The sequence below is a fragment of the Shewanella sp. 10N.286.48.B5 genome (assembly GCF_002874355.2).
Classification (GTDB): Bacteria; Pseudomonadota; Gammaproteobacteria; order Enterobacterales; family Shewanellaceae; genus Shewanella.
Window position 1 is genome coordinate 2,213,708 of record NZ_MCVG02000001.1, and the last position, 14,131, is coordinate 2,227,838.

Genomic DNA, 14,131 nt, shown 5'->3' on the forward strand with positions numbered 1-14,131 from the left:
CATAAACCTATTTTCTTAGGAGGGTATTAATGTATGTAGCAAGCTTTAGGGGCGACAATCGTCGCACTCGAAAATACAAAACCGAAAAAGCAGCCATGAAAGCCATTCGTAATTGGCTTAAGGATAATCAACTTAAAGGGTTTTCGGTGGGTTTGATGGGACCAGATCTGGCGCCATGCGAATTTAATGATTGGGAGTTAATCCCATTTGAAGAACCCAAATCGGTATCTTTTTATTCATCTCAAAAATGGTTAAGCCTGCGTCTAAACGCTTTTGAAAAGTACGGCTCAGTTTGTCAGTGCTGCGGCACTAGCCCACAACATGGCGCAGTCATGCACGTTGACCACATCAAACCTCGCTCCAAATATCCTGAACTTGCGCTCGATATCGATAACCTACAAGTGTTATGCGATCAATGTAACCTTGGTAAATCAAATCACTCAGAAACCAAATGGCGCAAATAAAAAACCACTTTCAAACGAATTAAAAAGTGGTTTTAATTTAACGATAAAAAGATTAAATGGGTTAACCTAAATCCATCATCATTTGTTTGGTTTTCACCAGTTGCTTAAAGGCGTTCATTTGCTTTTTAGGCAATACCGAGGCTTCAATGATACTCACCTTCATTGGGTTAACTGGGCGACCATTAACATGAAACTCATAATGTAAATGTGGTCCCGTCACCCGACCTGTGCTGCCTGATAAGCCAATCACCTGCCCGCGTTTAACCCGCTGGCCTTTTCTGACCAAGAACTTCGACATATGCAAATAGCGGGTTCTAACATTATTGTCGTGTTCAATCACAATATACTTGCCTGCAAAGCGATGATTAGTGACCATTGACACCACACCATCCCCCGGCGCTACCACTCTGGTGCCAGTAGGAGTGGCAAAGTCAGTACCGTTATGTGGCGAGGTTCTACCAGTAACAGGGTGCTTACGGGTCGGATTGAAATGTGAAGATAAGCGATACTGCCTTTCCAGCGGTATTCGCTGAAAGGCACTGGCTAGACCTTGGCCTTTGTCATCATAAAAATTACCATCCACATTTTGAAAGGCGCTAATATTTCTACCTCTGGTTTCAATACGCACTGCTTCTAATTTACTGGCTCCGGTGGATACGCCTTCAATAAATTGATCATTCATTAATACTGAAAATTGATCACCTGCACGCAAATCACGGGAGAAATTTAGCTTGCTTGAAAGTAGCGTTTCTATGGTTTGTATTTGCGCTGCAGTTAAACCTGAGCGCTGGGCCGATAAATAAAATGAGCCATTGATATCCCCACTAATAATGCGGTTTTGCCAAATGCCTTCTATATTGACCTCATTAACCTCGTAACTGCCATCGTCAAAACGGCTAAATACCACTTGGTAAGCTGGATTAAAATACAACTCTAGTTTGGTTAGTTTTTGCTGTTCGTCTTGCCAAAATCGAATACGATTACCCGGCGATAATGTATCTAATGCCAGTACATTTAAATCAGCTTCAAGCACTTTGTACATGGTCTGTTGACCAATACCAGCTATTTCAAATAACTGACTTAAGGTGTCACCTTGCTCAATAATACGTTCAAATGTCGGCGCAACCGGCTCACTAATTTCAACCGGAGTATGATTGGCTACCTGTGGGATCAAGGCTTCGATATCAAGGGCAACAGGGATCCGCTGTGAGGCAAATTCTTGCGGGGTTGGCCACAGTAATGCCGCCGCGACAATAAACACGCTTGCTAGCAATAATTTCCGATGTAATGTGGGTAAGTTTTGCGCTTTACCAACCAGCGTTTGTAGCTTATCCATTTGAGCTGAAAGCAATCTCGTGTCCGCCCTACTGCACGTATTAATATACGTATAAAAGAATGTATACTTAAGCACTAGTTTAATGAGTGCTTAAGTACTATATACCAAGGGGGAGTTATATCAAAAAAGACTGCAAATACAAATATAAAAACTCACCACGCCTGCATAACTTTGAACTAGGCAATTGAAAGTAACTGAGATGGGAAAAGACTGTTATCAGTCATGATGTTTTTAATTTACATCTATTACTCGCTTAATTAACCTAAAAGCGCTGCAACAATGGCAGCTTTTTACTCAGCATGGTTGATTTATCATTAGAATTTATTGACCTAAAAATAACCCTACCCCAAAGCAAATAATGAGGCTAATGCGGCTGCATTAACCTCAAGTGACGGTTTAGTTGTTAGCCTAGCCGCGAGTCTGAGCGATAAGCTTTAGAGACAAACTTAAGCCAATTCGACATCGCTATTAACTTTATATTCACTCTGCAACTTACTGACTCCAAGTCCATTCATTTTATGCACTTTAATTTGCACCCCAATGCGCTCTTTCATCGCTTCAATGTGGCTGATCACACCAATCATTTTGCCTGAAGCATTAAGGTTATCTAGCGCATCAAGGGCGGTATCTAAGGTTTGACTGTCTAAGGTGCCAAAGCCCTCATCCAAAAATAACGAGTCGATACTGGTTTTATGACTGACTAAATCCGATAACGCTAACGCTAATGCCAAACTGACTAAAAAGCTTTCACCACCTGATAAGGTGCGAGTATCTCGAATTGCATCGCCTTGCCAGGTATCCAATACTTGCAGCTCTAGATCTACCGATTGTTTGCGCTCAAGCAAATAGCGTCCTTGAAGCCTATCCAGCTGCCGATTAGCCAAAGTAACCAGATGATCTAATGTCAGCCCTTGGGCAAACTTTCTGAATTTATCGCCTTTTTGCGAACCGATGAGTGAGTGTAAATAGGCGATATCATCATAAGCTTGTTTGGCTTGGTTAAGCTCTAACAGCATTTGCTGCTGACTTAGGCGCTTTTGTTTATCGTCATCCAGTAAATGGTTCACTTGCCATAAGGTTTGTTTTATCTCACCTAACTGGGTCTCGACTTGTTGATGCTGCAAACTGACCTTTGCTAAATAGCCTTGTGCAGATTCTTGCTGTGACTTTAGCTCTGAATCTAGATCAGCCCCTTGAAGTAAGACTTTGTCTGAGCCTTGTTGCTGCTTTTCAGTCGTTAGCTGCTCATAATCAAATTGCTCTGCTTGGGTCATTAACGCTGTTAATTGCTGCTTGGCTTGTTCTACCAAGGTGCGCGCTTTTAACTGCTGCTCATTAAGTTGCTGCTGCAAGTTAATTAACTGCTCACGCTCAGCCTGAGGAATAATGGCTTGCTCAAATTCCGCTTGGCTAGCAAATGGGCTTTGGCTTAATTGCTGCTGCCACTGCTCGGTTGCCGCGGTTAACTCAGTCAATGCCACTGCAATTTGTTTATTAACGGCTTCAATATGCGCCTTAACATTATCTTGCTGCTGCTGATATTGATTCAATTGGCTTTGTAGCGCTGTTAACTGGCTTTCTGCTTGCTCAAGCATGGCGTGGCTAGCCTGCTTTTCAGTTAATGTTTGCTTATCGGCAAATAGCTGCAGCCTTTGGCTCGTCAACTTGGCTAACTCCGCTGCAACTTCAGTTAATTGCGCTTGCTGCGACTGTGATTGCTGCAACGCCTCTTCTAGTTGACTCGCCTGGGTTTGCTGTTGCTGCTGCAATAATTGTAATTGCTGCTGTGCTTCAAGTTGCTGATCGCTTGCTTGCTGCCACTGCATTATTTGTTGTTCAAGGGCGCTTAACCACGCTTTAAACCCAGCCATATCTGGCATAGACTCTGCGGTTTGCGCAATTGAATCGCTTAATTCAGTCACTAGGTTATTAAGGGTTTTATTCACCTCAATAAGCTGCAGCTCAGCGTCCTGTAAGCCATTGTTGCAGCTTGTATGCTCTTGGGCTAATAAGCTTAATTGGTGCTGTTGTTGCTCAGCGGCGTTATTCGCTTGCTGGTACTGATCGTTTTGTTGTTGCAGGTGAGTTTTAGCCTGCCTGATATCGGCTAATCGCTGGGATAAGTTTTGCTGCAACTGCGCCATTTGCGCTACATAATCACTCAGCTGGCTATCATCAATAGCAAATGCAATTCCAAGTTGCTGACAATTTTGCTGCCAGTCCTGTTGTAATTGCTGACTCTGCGCCGTTAGCTTAGCCACCGCTTGTGAGGCTGACTCATATTGTAACTGCAAGGTTTGCAATGCCAATTTAGCTTGCTCGCCTTGGGTTTTAATCTTATCTAATTGCGCGCTAGTTTGTTGATGGCGCAGCTCTGTTTGCGACAAATCAACCGCTTGATATTCACTCACTAAAGGGTGATCCAACGAGCCACATAAGGCGCATGGCTCACCTTCTACTAACTTAGCCCGATGCTGGGTTAAATCAGCAATATGTTGCTCTTGTTTTAGCAAGCTTGTTAAGTCTTTTAATTGCTGATTTTTATCTGTCCACAAGGCTCGTATTTGGGTTAACTCAGCTTGCTTTAACTCAATATCGTGTTGGGTTTGCGCGTTTTGCTGGCGATGTTGATTAAGATCTAATTGCAATTCACTGTAACGGGTCGACAAGTGTTCAAGCTGACTGCGCTTTGGCTGCTGAGTCACTATGTCATTATATTGCTGCTCAATGAGTGCTTCTTCATCACCGGCTAACAAGGTCTGTAATTGCAGCTGGGCTTGTTGGCGGCTGAGTTGATATTGTCCAAGTAACTGTTGCTCACTGGTTACTTGCGCTGTCAGTGTGCTTTGCTGCTGTTGGAGCTGAATTTGCTGTTGCTGAAAACGGGCAATTTGTTGCGTCAACTTAGTTTGCTGAGTCACTTGCTCGGCGTAGTTAGCATATTGCTGCTGCCACACACCAAGGCGAGTTTGGATCAACTTGCCCTGGGGATATTGGTTGATGACTTGCTGCTGCTGGGCTTGTAATGCCGTAACGGTTTGAATTTGTCCGCCGATGGCCTGCTGCTTTTGCTGTAATTGCTCTAGCAGCTGGGTTTGTTGCTGCTGAGACTGTAACTGCTGAGCATGTTTAAAGCTCACTTGCTCAATTTGATTATCAAGTGGCTGCACCTGAGTATCAATTAGCGTCACTAAATCCGTATGTTGCTGCTTAGCTAAACTAAAGTGCTGAGACTGCAACTGTTGCTCAGTGGCGATTTGACTTAATTGTGCGCTGGCCTGTTCAAGCTCAGTATTGCGCTGCTGTAACTGCTTTTGCAACTGTGCATGGCTGTTTTCAAGTTTGCTCATGCCTTCAAATAACGGAATTAAGCTTTCAGCTGGCTCACTGGCAGCTAACTTAGCTAAACTGGCTTGCTGGGCTTTAAGTTCAGTCTGCGCTAGTTGTAATTGTTGCTCACTGGCAAGATGTCGCTCAGTTGCTTGCTCAAGCTGCTTAGCCCACGTGACTTGCAGCTGCAGTTGCTGCAGTTGTTGCTGGCATAAATCGGCTTGCTCAATTAACTGAGTTTGCTCTATTTGTTTAAGGCTAATACTGTCATCATCTAGTAATTCAACGCTGTTTGATTTAGCTTCAAGCAAGGCAAGCTCCTGCTTTGATTGGCTAAATTTTTGATGTACTTGCTCCGAGATAAGCCCGTATATTTCTGTGCCGGTAAGCTCTTCAAGTAACTCAGCCCGTTCATTAGCTTTGGCATTTAAAAAGGCGGCAAACTGACCTTGGGATAACATCATCGATTTAGTAAATCGCGCGAAATCTAATCCGGTAATGGCTTCGGTTAATTCGGTTTTATGCTTAATTTGGCTGGCAAGAATTTTACCATCTTCAAGTTGCGCTAACTCAACTTGGGCATCTTGTAAATTGCCATCAACTTGACCACGGGAGCGTCGTTGGCTCCAAAAGGCGCGATACGCCTTACCTTTCACTTCAAACTCAACCTCGGCCAGACAATCGCTGGTGCCACGAGTCATGAGCTCATTGGTGGTTTTTGAAATTACCCCTAAGCGCGGGGTCTGATGATACAGCGCTAAGCAGATAGCATCTAAAATGGTTGTTTTACCCGAGCCTGTAGGGCCAATAATGGCAAACAGGCCGTTTTCTTTAAATGGCGACTGGGTAAAATCAATTTTCCACTCATTTTTTAATGAGTTAATATTTTTAAAACGCAGGCTAAGGATTTTCATTATTTTGCCTCCTCAACATGTTGCGCTGTGCCATTAAGCTGCTCATTCATTTCATCAAGGATAATATCAAACTGTTGTTTTACCCGTTCAAGTCGCTGTTGCTGCTCGGGTTCTGAAAAGTCTTCTTGGGCTAAACGGCGCTCAAACACTTCTGTGACGCTTAATTCAGTTAAGGTTTCATTATCCATTTGCTGAATTTGCTGTTGGCGCTGGCTACGAGCACGCTTAAGTTGCAGTACTTCTACAGGTAAGGCGTCGGTCAATTCGGCTATTCGGCTTTGTAAGTCGGTTAAAAAGTCTTGCTCGGCCACTTCGATACTCAGCCAAGTGACTTGATCGCTGCCTTGCTCAACTAAGGTTTCAAGCTGGGATGCGATTTCGGCCAAGCTGCCTTTTACACTTGCCATGGCTTGAAACTTGGGCACTTCAAGGGCACTGACCTCGGCTAATTTAGCCTTATCAAACTCAACCAAATACACACTTTTTTGACTGTTAAGTTCATCAAAACTTAAACTGATTGGCGAGCCGCTATAGCGAATATGCTCTGTTTTGGCGATTTTTTGCGGTCGATGAATATGGCCTAGTGCAATGTAATCCGCTGCAGGAAACAAGTTGGCATTAAATGCATCAAGGCTACCAATATAAATGTCTCGCACCGACTCACTGGTGCTGGCACCCACTGTGGTTAAATGCCCTGTGGCAATAATGGGTAATGGCGTAGTTTGCTGGTTATTAATTGCTTGGGCATGAGCAAAACAGCGCTGATATAAATCGGCGATTTCATTAGCTAACTTGCGCTGTTTATCTTCACTGGACTCACCCGACTCACTTAATACTATATCTCTAGGGCGTAAATACGGTAGCGCACATACAATCGCGCAGGGGTGATCATGACTATCAGCCACTAACAACACATGCTCAGCTGCGTTATCAAGCGCACCTGGGATAACCGTGGCATTTAAGCACGCCAGCAACTGCTTTGACTCACCTAAGGTAGCAACAGAGTCGTGATTACCACCAAGAACGATAAGCTTACAATTTGTTGCTTGAATATCGACAATAAATTGATTGTACAAACTGCGGGCATAACTTGGCGGCGTGCCAGTATCAAAAATATCGCCAGCGACAATCAGTGCATCAACCTGATGCTGGCTAATTTGTGCTAACAACCACTGCAAAAATGCCTTGTGCTCAACAGCGCGACTTTTACCGTAAAAGTTTTGACCAAGGTGCCAATCAGATGTGTGAATAATGCGCATGAAAACCTTTTCTGTTCGATGTGTTGTTATTGAAATCTGTCATAAAACGCTTAATTAGTCTGGAGATATAAGTCACTTACCCGTACTGCGCCCACAATAATTTAAAGCTCATTAAAAATGCCATGGTGATCACCAGCGGTTTAATAATTTTTACCCCTTTGGTCATCACTAAGCGTGAGCCAAAAGTTGCGCCGATAGCTTGCCCGACTAACATAATAAGCCCTAATAAAACCGCCACTTGGCCGCCAATCATAAAAAAGATTAACGATGACACATTAGTAGCAAAGTTAAGCACTTTGGCATGGGCGGTGGCTTTAGCCAGTCCGTAACCTGCCAGTGACACAAAGGCTAAAGCAAAGAAACTGCCGGTTCCGGGTCCAAAAAATCCATCATAAAACCCCACCCCAAGAGCGGCAGTAAAAGCAAACATGGCAGGTGTCAGCACTTGTTGTTTATCTTCTTCTGAGATTTTTTTAGAAAACAAAAAATAACAGCCAATGGCGAGGATAAGAAATGGTAATACCAGTTCTAATACGGTGACATCAATCATTTGTACAATAATGGTGCCCACTGCAGCGCCAATAAACGCGCACACAATGGATAAGCGTGCTTGTTTTAAGTCAACCATGCCTTTGCGAATAAAGTACAAGCTAGCAAAAAAGCTGCCGCCACAAGCTTGCAGCTTATTAGTACCTAAAGCCGCAGCTGGCGGTAAACCCGCCCACATCAATGCAGGAATAGTGAGTAAACCGCCACCACCGGCAATGGCATCAATAAAACCCGCCAATATGGCGACGAAAAATAATATAACAGCAATTTGTAGGGTTAACTCGAACATTAGATAGGTCTATAAATCAAAATAATACGCTATTAGACCTGCTTTAATGGCAAAATTCAAAAGCTATCTGCATTAGATTGTGCCTTAGTTTATCCAAACGTTTACGTCGCTATTTTTAATAACACAGAGCCTGTGAACATTTAATAATTGTTGACAGATATCGGCTAAAAAACGCAAAAAGGTAACCTAAGTTACCTTTTTATTAGTGAGTAAAGTGATTGCGCTTTTTAACTGTGATTAACAGTGCAATTAAAAGCCCCAGAACAAGTTGGTGATTAAAAACAGCACCAACATACTTATGAAGTTAATAATCATACCTGCACGCATCATTTCAGATTGCTTGATATAACCTGAGCCAAAGACAATGGCATTAGGCGGGGTGGCGACAGGCAACATAAAGGCGCAAGAAGCTGCAATACCAATCACTACTGAAATCATCACTGGCGATAAACCTAAGGGCTCAGCAATTGCAGCAAAAACTGGCACCAGCAATGCTGCACTAGCCGTGTTACTGGCAAACTCAGTTAATAACACCACAAAGGTAATCACTGCAATCATAAATAGCGCCATGTGGGCATCGCCAAAAATATCTGTCACAAAGTGGGCTAAAAACACACTGGTGCCTGTGGCTTTTAACACTGCACTTAACGTGAGGCCACCGCCGAACAGGATAAGTACTCCCCAGTCCGTGGTCGATTCGATTTTTTTCCAGTCCACTAATTTAAGGCTGGCAAGCACAACTACCGCACCTAAAGCAACAATGGTATCAAACTTACTGATCCCACCAAGTGCTTGGGCTAATGGTTTACTGAATATCCAACCACAAACTGTAGCTAAAAATATAATCAGGGTTAATTTTGCACTAACGGTCATTTTTACATTTTCTGTTTTTATCTCACACACAGTCGATAAATCAGGTTTTAAAAATAGATAAAGCGCGATTAACATGCTTGGTAACATAATAGCCACAGTGATTAAACCAAACTCGAGCCAATCACTAAAGCTTAAGCCCACTTGTGCCGCAGCAATGGCATTAGGCGGACTGCCCACTAGGGTACCAATTCCACCAATGTTGGCAGAATACGCGATTCCCAGTAGCACGAACAAATAGGTTTTACGGTACTGTTTAAAATCCAGTTGATGCAAAATACCCAAGGCTAGTGGCAGCATCATTGCGGCTGTTGCCGTATTACTGATCCACATCGACAGCACTGCGGTCACTAAAAACAGTAACATACAAGCAATACTCAACTTACCTTGAGACAGCAGCAACACCTTTTGCGCAATTAAGCGGTCAATGCCCTGATGATTTAGCGCCGCCGCCAACACAAAACCACCAAAGAATAAGAAGATAATCGGGTTAGCAAAATTACTCATGGCGGTGGAAGTATCAAACACCCCCAAAAACACCGCTAATATCGGAATTAAAATGGCGGTAATACTGATATGAATCGCTTCGGTTAACCATAGAATAGCTGCAAAAATAAGTAGCGATAGACCGGTATTGACCCCTTGTTCAAAGGGTAATAAATGATATAGCAAGGCAAACAAGGCAATGTTGCCAAACAAGATGATGAAGTCAGTTTTATTGTTTTTGGTTGTCGTCGACTTTGTTGGGCAGTTTTCCATTAAAGCGTTCTCCCTTATTTTTTAATGACAACAATGTAAACAGAGTAATAGGTAAGATAAAGCATTGTTTTTGGTTGCTTGATTACATAGTCAAGCCTGCGCGGCGTGAGATGAATCCCATTACCAGCCACTGTTGTGACGCGCGACAATAGTAACACTAGATGTATTGTGGTTATTAAGTTTCAAATTGACGGAATTCGCCATTTAGTACTCTCAAACTGAATGTTTATTAGCGTTTAAATAATGTGACATAGATCTAGCTGGCCCAGGATAAACTTGTAATAAGACAAAGTTAATTAGCGTTTCGTGATCTGTAATAACCATAAGTGGTTTTAAATGCCGCTTAGAGAAATGATAAAATCGTGATGCGTGATGGGTGATGGGTGACGGGCTATTAATAGTAAAACTAGCTTAGCAAAAAAGATCCTTTAGCAGCAGGAATGCTCAATAGGGGCGTTAAAAAAGTAAAATAAAAACTCAGTAAGGCACATCCGCCTTACTGAGTATTAGTCGTTATGCGATTATACGATGCAATAACGCGAGCTTAGATTTCACCCGTCACAATGCAGTAACCAGTAACGGCCTCTTCACCGTGCACTTGAACCTTGGCATATAACTTATGATCAGCTAGCGGGTAATGATTGTATAAAAGGTAAGTGGGTGTTTCGCTGATGTCCTGGCCATCAACTGCATCGATGCGATAAATATTACTTAAGATCGGCGATTTATAGCCATCAATGTTAACCACAGGTTCATTTGAACGTAAAATATCAATATTAGCCATGGTGATATCATCACCACCAGCAACAGTGCATGATAGATCACTTGCATGCGCCATACCTGTCAGCGCGGCGATGCTCAAAGTTGAAACGAGTAGTGTTTTTTTAAAAGAGCTCATCAGGTGTTACCTCAATATCGTAAGTTATAGCTATTTTAATCAACTTACAGCAATTGAATAAATCCCATATGAAGGATATGACCCTACCACAAGCTAATTTGCATGACTCAAGTGTAGTATAAGAATACTGGCGATGATTCACCCTTCAAATAGGCCGCTTAAATGGGCTTTATATTGGCCAACATCGCTATCGATATTCGTTTTTTAATCACATCATTACTCATAAAGGCCTTTAGTGGTGTCATGCCTAAAAACTGATGGGCTTTATAGGGGCGCTGTATTTTTCGAGTTTATCAGCCAAGAAGTGCCGTTCTAGTTAAAGTAACCAACAAGAAAATTATAAAGTCACGCTAAGCTACACATCACTTGTGCCTATTCATTTAGCAAAGGATGATCTTTAACCGACAAGCTATACGAAAAAAAGCGGCTATCTTTTACAAAGCCAATTTTCTCATAGACAGATTGAGCAGGAAAATTCACTTTCGCGGTGCTTAACTCAACCCTTACGGCTTGAATACCGCGAGCCAATTCAATAGAGCATCGGATAAGTAAATTAGCGGCGCCTTGATTTCGATAGTCAGGCTCAACAAATAGATCATTTAACACTAATACTTTACCTAGCTCTGTGGATGAAAAACTTTGATAATTAAGCACGAAACCAATCGCTTTATCCGCTTCAGTGTAAGCCCCAAAAATAAACGCTTCTTGATTATTTAACCGTTCCAGCAAATAGGTAGCATACTCAGTCACGGCTTGCTCAACCCCGTAAAAATGCATATATTGGCTAAACAGAGGCAAAACATCATCAAGTCGTTCAGCAGTAATGCGTTTAATAATCATGGGTTCCCTCTTACATTATCCTCGAATCATATAAGCCAATACGGCTTGTACCGGCTTTTGGGGCAAACATCCTTAACATAAGCCTGAAGGGCTATAAATCAAGATAACTACAAGCCAGAGTTTTGATACTCAACTTCATCGAGCCCTAACTGCTCGGCATAACTGCGGTTAGGAACGATACGAAATTCAAATTTCAAAATACTTAAGCAAGCCTCAAAAAAGCCTTCGCCAAGCCACTGCTTATCAAAGCTCATTAAGGCGTTAATCATGGCATCTGCGCCACTGCCTTGTTTAATCGACTCTGGAGAAATCGCATCGACAACACTTGCGACCAAGCCATATAAATCTTTTTCAGCATCGCCTTCTACAGACCACATAGTCGGATCGGCATATTGCGCAGCGTAATGGCTGGCAGCTATATCAGAACCTATACCAAAGTTTACTAAGGTAGCCTTACCGTCTCGGCAAATGATATTTTTAGGACAAATGGCCCCATGGTGAATATCTAAACTGTGCAAGTATTGTAGTGCTGTTAATAGTTGAATAAACCACAACCTGGGTTGACCCACTTGTATTGTGGCCACTTCATCTAGCGCGACCCCTTGTACCCAATCTCTGGCAATGAATAAATCATCCGACTGTGGCAATTGCCCAAATGCCAGCACACGCTCAACATGTGGATGATAAATTTTAGCCAGGCTGCGATACATGTTACTCAGGGTGTGCCATTGGTTATCCACATCTTGATAAACACTGACGCAGCATGGGAAGTTCCCTTGTAAATGCAATGCCCGCCATAGCTGGCTGCGAGGCGTTGCTGAAATAAAGTGATCGAGGCGGTAATGATGATCAACCACCGCGCCCTGCTCGATAACGATTTTGTGCGGTAAAGTGTCACACACACCTAAATCGATAACTGCAGATAAATCACAACGAATCGCGTCAAGGTCAATGGTGCTGCCTTTGGCTGCAGCGCGATACCATTGGTAAATACGTGGTTGTACGGTTTTTTCAGCTAATTCTAAAAAGGCCGTGGCATAAGCTTGTATATCTTCACTGGTATTAAGTGAATCTTTAATATCAATAAATTCAACGTCAGCGTCATCTGAGATAAATATACAATTATCTTCCCAGCCACCTATGGTGTAACCGCGGCGATGGATTTGCTGTAAGCCGGTGACACTGCGGCGCAGAATTTCTAACAGCTGATAAGTGGTTTGCTGTCCAATATCAAAAATATTCAGTGGCACACCACGGGGCATTCTGATGGGCAAGACCACCTGTTCACCATCTTGAATAAGTGGCGCGCAAAAAGGCACGCAGCTACAACCTGAAAGTGACTGAATCCGTTTAAATTCATCACGCAATTTTTGCTCGTGATAATTGGCATCAATACTGTCGTCAAACTCACTGGTCACCAGTATTTTCAACAGCCATGGCGCGGTCCAGCCACCCGGATTATATTCTGATTGCCAAACTTCCAAGCCTTGCTGCAGGAATAAACATTTGAGCTTAATGAAATCTTGAATTTTGTTGTTACGTTGCTCAACCAGTGCCACCTGGCCTATGGTGTCTAATACCATTTCTTTTTGAGTGTCGGTCACAGGATGAATATGCGGCGCCGTTAAGCCCCACTCTTTGGTTAACGCGGCGATGATTTTTGCAGGGGTATAAATACTCAGTTTACCGGTATCTTTTTCAACCAGAATTTCTTCTCCTTTACGCCCTGTAACAAACACCATGCCCTGACACCAAGGAGCATAAACGCCCACAGGAATTTTGTTCTTTAATTTACCCGCTAATACTCGGGCGACATAATTGGCTTTTGATAAACTATTGTCCACATGACGACCATCCAGTGACCAAGCATGTAAACCAGCGTTTAAGCGACCAATGTAGCCTTTTACGTCAACCACATACACACCAAACTCACCGACAACTAAGGCGTCAACCTCCATTGCTTGGCCAGTTTGAGTAGGAATTTCTACATTGGTTAAAAGGAGATAATCTTCAGGAAGTTCGTCAGATAAAAGAGAAAATGCCCAACGTTCGGCATCATTGACTGGGGTACCAAAGCTAATGTGTCTTGCCATTTAAAATGCGACTCCATAAATACTGCGGGATATTAACTTCCCTTAACTGCATATGGCTCCATCCTATAATATAAAGACACAAAAAAACCACCTAATTGGTGGTTTTTGTTTTCAATATTTTAACAGGCTAACTAGTGGGTGTGTGAGCAGTTGTCGTCACATTGATGCTCATCATCAGCAAACTCGTCATCACCTTCTTGATGTTGCATTACGCCCCATCCATCTGTCATGCCGTCAAACTCTTGGGCAAAGGTGTTTAACTCAAGTTCTTTAGCCACCAAGTCATCATAAGTTGGCACCATGTTTAAACAAACAATCAGCTCCCACTTTTCGATTTCTTCGCTAAAGTTAAGCTCTAACTCACCATTTGAGCCCATTGCTGCGAGTGCTTCTAATGCTGATTCTGCATCGCGTTGATCATCAAAAATCAAAAAGAAATCAACATCAAGTGCTACAGTTAAGTCAATACCAGACTCAGCCATTGCGGCTAACATTTTACCATTGTCATCATCAGGGAATTGCATGCTTGT

At 42.8% G+C, this 14,131-nt stretch carries 10 protein-coding genes; 1 reads left to right on the forward strand and 9 read right to left on the reverse strand.

Going from position 1 to position 14,131, the window contains the following annotated elements; genetic code table 11:
• Positions 1-29: 29 nt before the first annotated feature.
• The gene (locus BCU57_RS09555) at positions 30-464 is read left to right on the forward strand and encodes an HNH endonuclease (protein WP_102440406.1); all 435 of its coding nucleotides are present in this window, start codon (positions 30-32) and stop codon (positions 462-464) included.
• A gap of 61 nt (positions 465-525) precedes the next feature.
• On the opposite strand, the gene BCU57_RS09560 is transcribed toward BCU57_RS09555, so the two are convergent.
• The 9 genes from BCU57_RS09560 to BCU57_RS09600 all read right to left on the reverse strand — a co-directional run bounded on the left by BCU57_RS09560 (position 526) and on the right by BCU57_RS09600 (position 14,125).
• The gene (locus BCU57_RS09560) at positions 526-1,800 is read right to left on the reverse strand and encodes a peptidoglycan DD-metalloendopeptidase family protein (protein ID WP_102440407.1); all 1,275 of its coding nucleotides are present in this window, start codon (positions 1,798-1,800) and stop codon (positions 526-528) included.
• 446 nt (positions 1,801-2,246) lie between these two features.
• Complete coding sequence (locus BCU57_RS09565) at positions 2,247-6,044, reverse strand: AAA family ATPase (RefSeq protein WP_102440408.1); 3,798 nt, start codon at positions 6,042-6,044, stop codon at positions 2,247-2,249.
• Complete coding sequence (sbcD, locus tag BCU57_RS09570; RefSeq protein WP_102440409.1) at positions 6,044-7,303, reverse strand: exonuclease subunit SbcD; 1,260 nt, start codon at positions 7,301-7,303, stop codon at positions 6,044-6,046. The genes BCU57_RS09565 and sbcD overlap by 1 nt, the downstream gene beginning before the upstream one ends.
• A 76-nt stretch (positions 7,304-7,379) precedes the next feature.
• The gene (locus tag BCU57_RS09575) at positions 7,380-8,141 is read right to left on the reverse strand and encodes a TSUP family transporter (protein WP_102440410.1); all 762 of its coding nucleotides are present in this window, start codon (positions 8,139-8,141) and stop codon (positions 7,380-7,382) included.
• Positions 8,142-8,390: 249 nt separating this feature from the next.
• Positions 8,391-9,770 carry an SLC13 family permease gene (locus tag BCU57_RS09580; RefSeq protein ID WP_102440411.1) on the reverse strand — a complete coding sequence of 460 codons (1,380 nt, stop codon included), beginning with the start codon at positions 9,768-9,770 and terminating at the stop codon, positions 8,391-8,393.
• Positions 9,771-10,314: 544 nt separating this feature from the next.
• Entirely contained in the window at positions 10,315-10,668 is a 354-nt protein-coding gene (locus tag BCU57_RS09585) for a hypothetical protein (RefSeq protein ID WP_102440412.1), read from the reverse strand.
• Between the two features lie 372 nt (positions 10,669-11,040).
• Positions 11,041-11,508 (reverse strand): GNAT family N-acetyltransferase, encoded by a 468-nt coding sequence (locus tag BCU57_RS09590; RefSeq protein WP_102440413.1) that lies wholly within the window; start codon positions 11,506-11,508, stop codon positions 11,041-11,043.
• Positions 11,509-11,615: 107 nt separating this feature from the next.
• The gene (locus BCU57_RS09595; protein WP_102440414.1) at positions 11,616-13,601 is read right to left on the reverse strand and encodes an NERD domain-containing protein kinase family protein; all 1,986 of its coding nucleotides are present in this window, start codon (positions 13,599-13,601) and stop codon (positions 11,616-11,618) included.
• A 131-nt stretch (positions 13,602-13,732) separates the two neighbouring features.
• Entirely contained in the window at positions 13,733-14,125 is a 393-nt protein-coding gene (locus tag BCU57_RS09600; protein WP_102440415.1) for a ribonuclease E inhibitor RraB, read from the reverse strand.
• Positions 14,126-14,131 lie beyond the last annotated feature (6 nt).

What these genes read in the sequence shown, in the direction of transcription:
- BCU57_RS09575 (WP_102440410.1), bottom strand. Translation starts at nt 8,141, where the DNA reads ATGTTCGAGTTAACCCTACAAATTGCTGTTATATTATTTTTCGTCGCC.
- BCU57_RS09595 (WP_102440414.1), bottom strand. Translation starts at nt 13,601, where the DNA reads ATGGCAAGACACATTAGCTTTGGTACCCCAGTCAATGATGCCGAACGT.
- BCU57_RS09580 (WP_102440411.1), bottom strand. Translation starts at nt 9,770, where the DNA reads ATGGAAAACTGCCCAACAAAGTCGACGACAACCAAAAACAATAAAACT.
- BCU57_RS09555 (WP_102440406.1), top strand. Translation starts at nt 30, where the DNA reads ATGTATGTAGCAAGCTTTAGGGGCGACAATCGTCGCACTCGAAAATAC.
- BCU57_RS09600 (WP_102440415.1), bottom strand. Translation starts at nt 14,125, where the DNA reads ATGCAATTCCCTGATGATGACAATGGTAAAATGTTAGCCGCAATGGCT.
- sbcD (WP_102440409.1), bottom strand. Translation starts at nt 7,303, where the DNA reads ATGCGCATTATTCACACATCTGATTGGCACCTTGGTCAAAACTTTTAC.
- BCU57_RS09585 (WP_102440412.1), bottom strand. Translation starts at nt 10,668, where the DNA reads ATGAGCTCTTTTAAAAAAACACTACTCGTTTCAACTTTGAGCATCGCC.
- BCU57_RS09565 (WP_102440408.1), bottom strand. Translation starts at nt 6,044, where the DNA reads ATGAAAATCCTTAGCCTGCGTTTTAAAAATATTAACTCATTAAAAAAT.
- BCU57_RS09590 (WP_102440413.1), bottom strand. Translation starts at nt 11,508, where the DNA reads ATGATTATTAAACGCATTACTGCTGAACGACTTGATGATGTTTTGCCT.
- BCU57_RS09560 (WP_102440407.1), bottom strand. Translation starts at nt 1,800, where the DNA reads ATGGATAAGCTACAAACGCTGGTTGGTAAAGCGCAAAACTTACCCACA.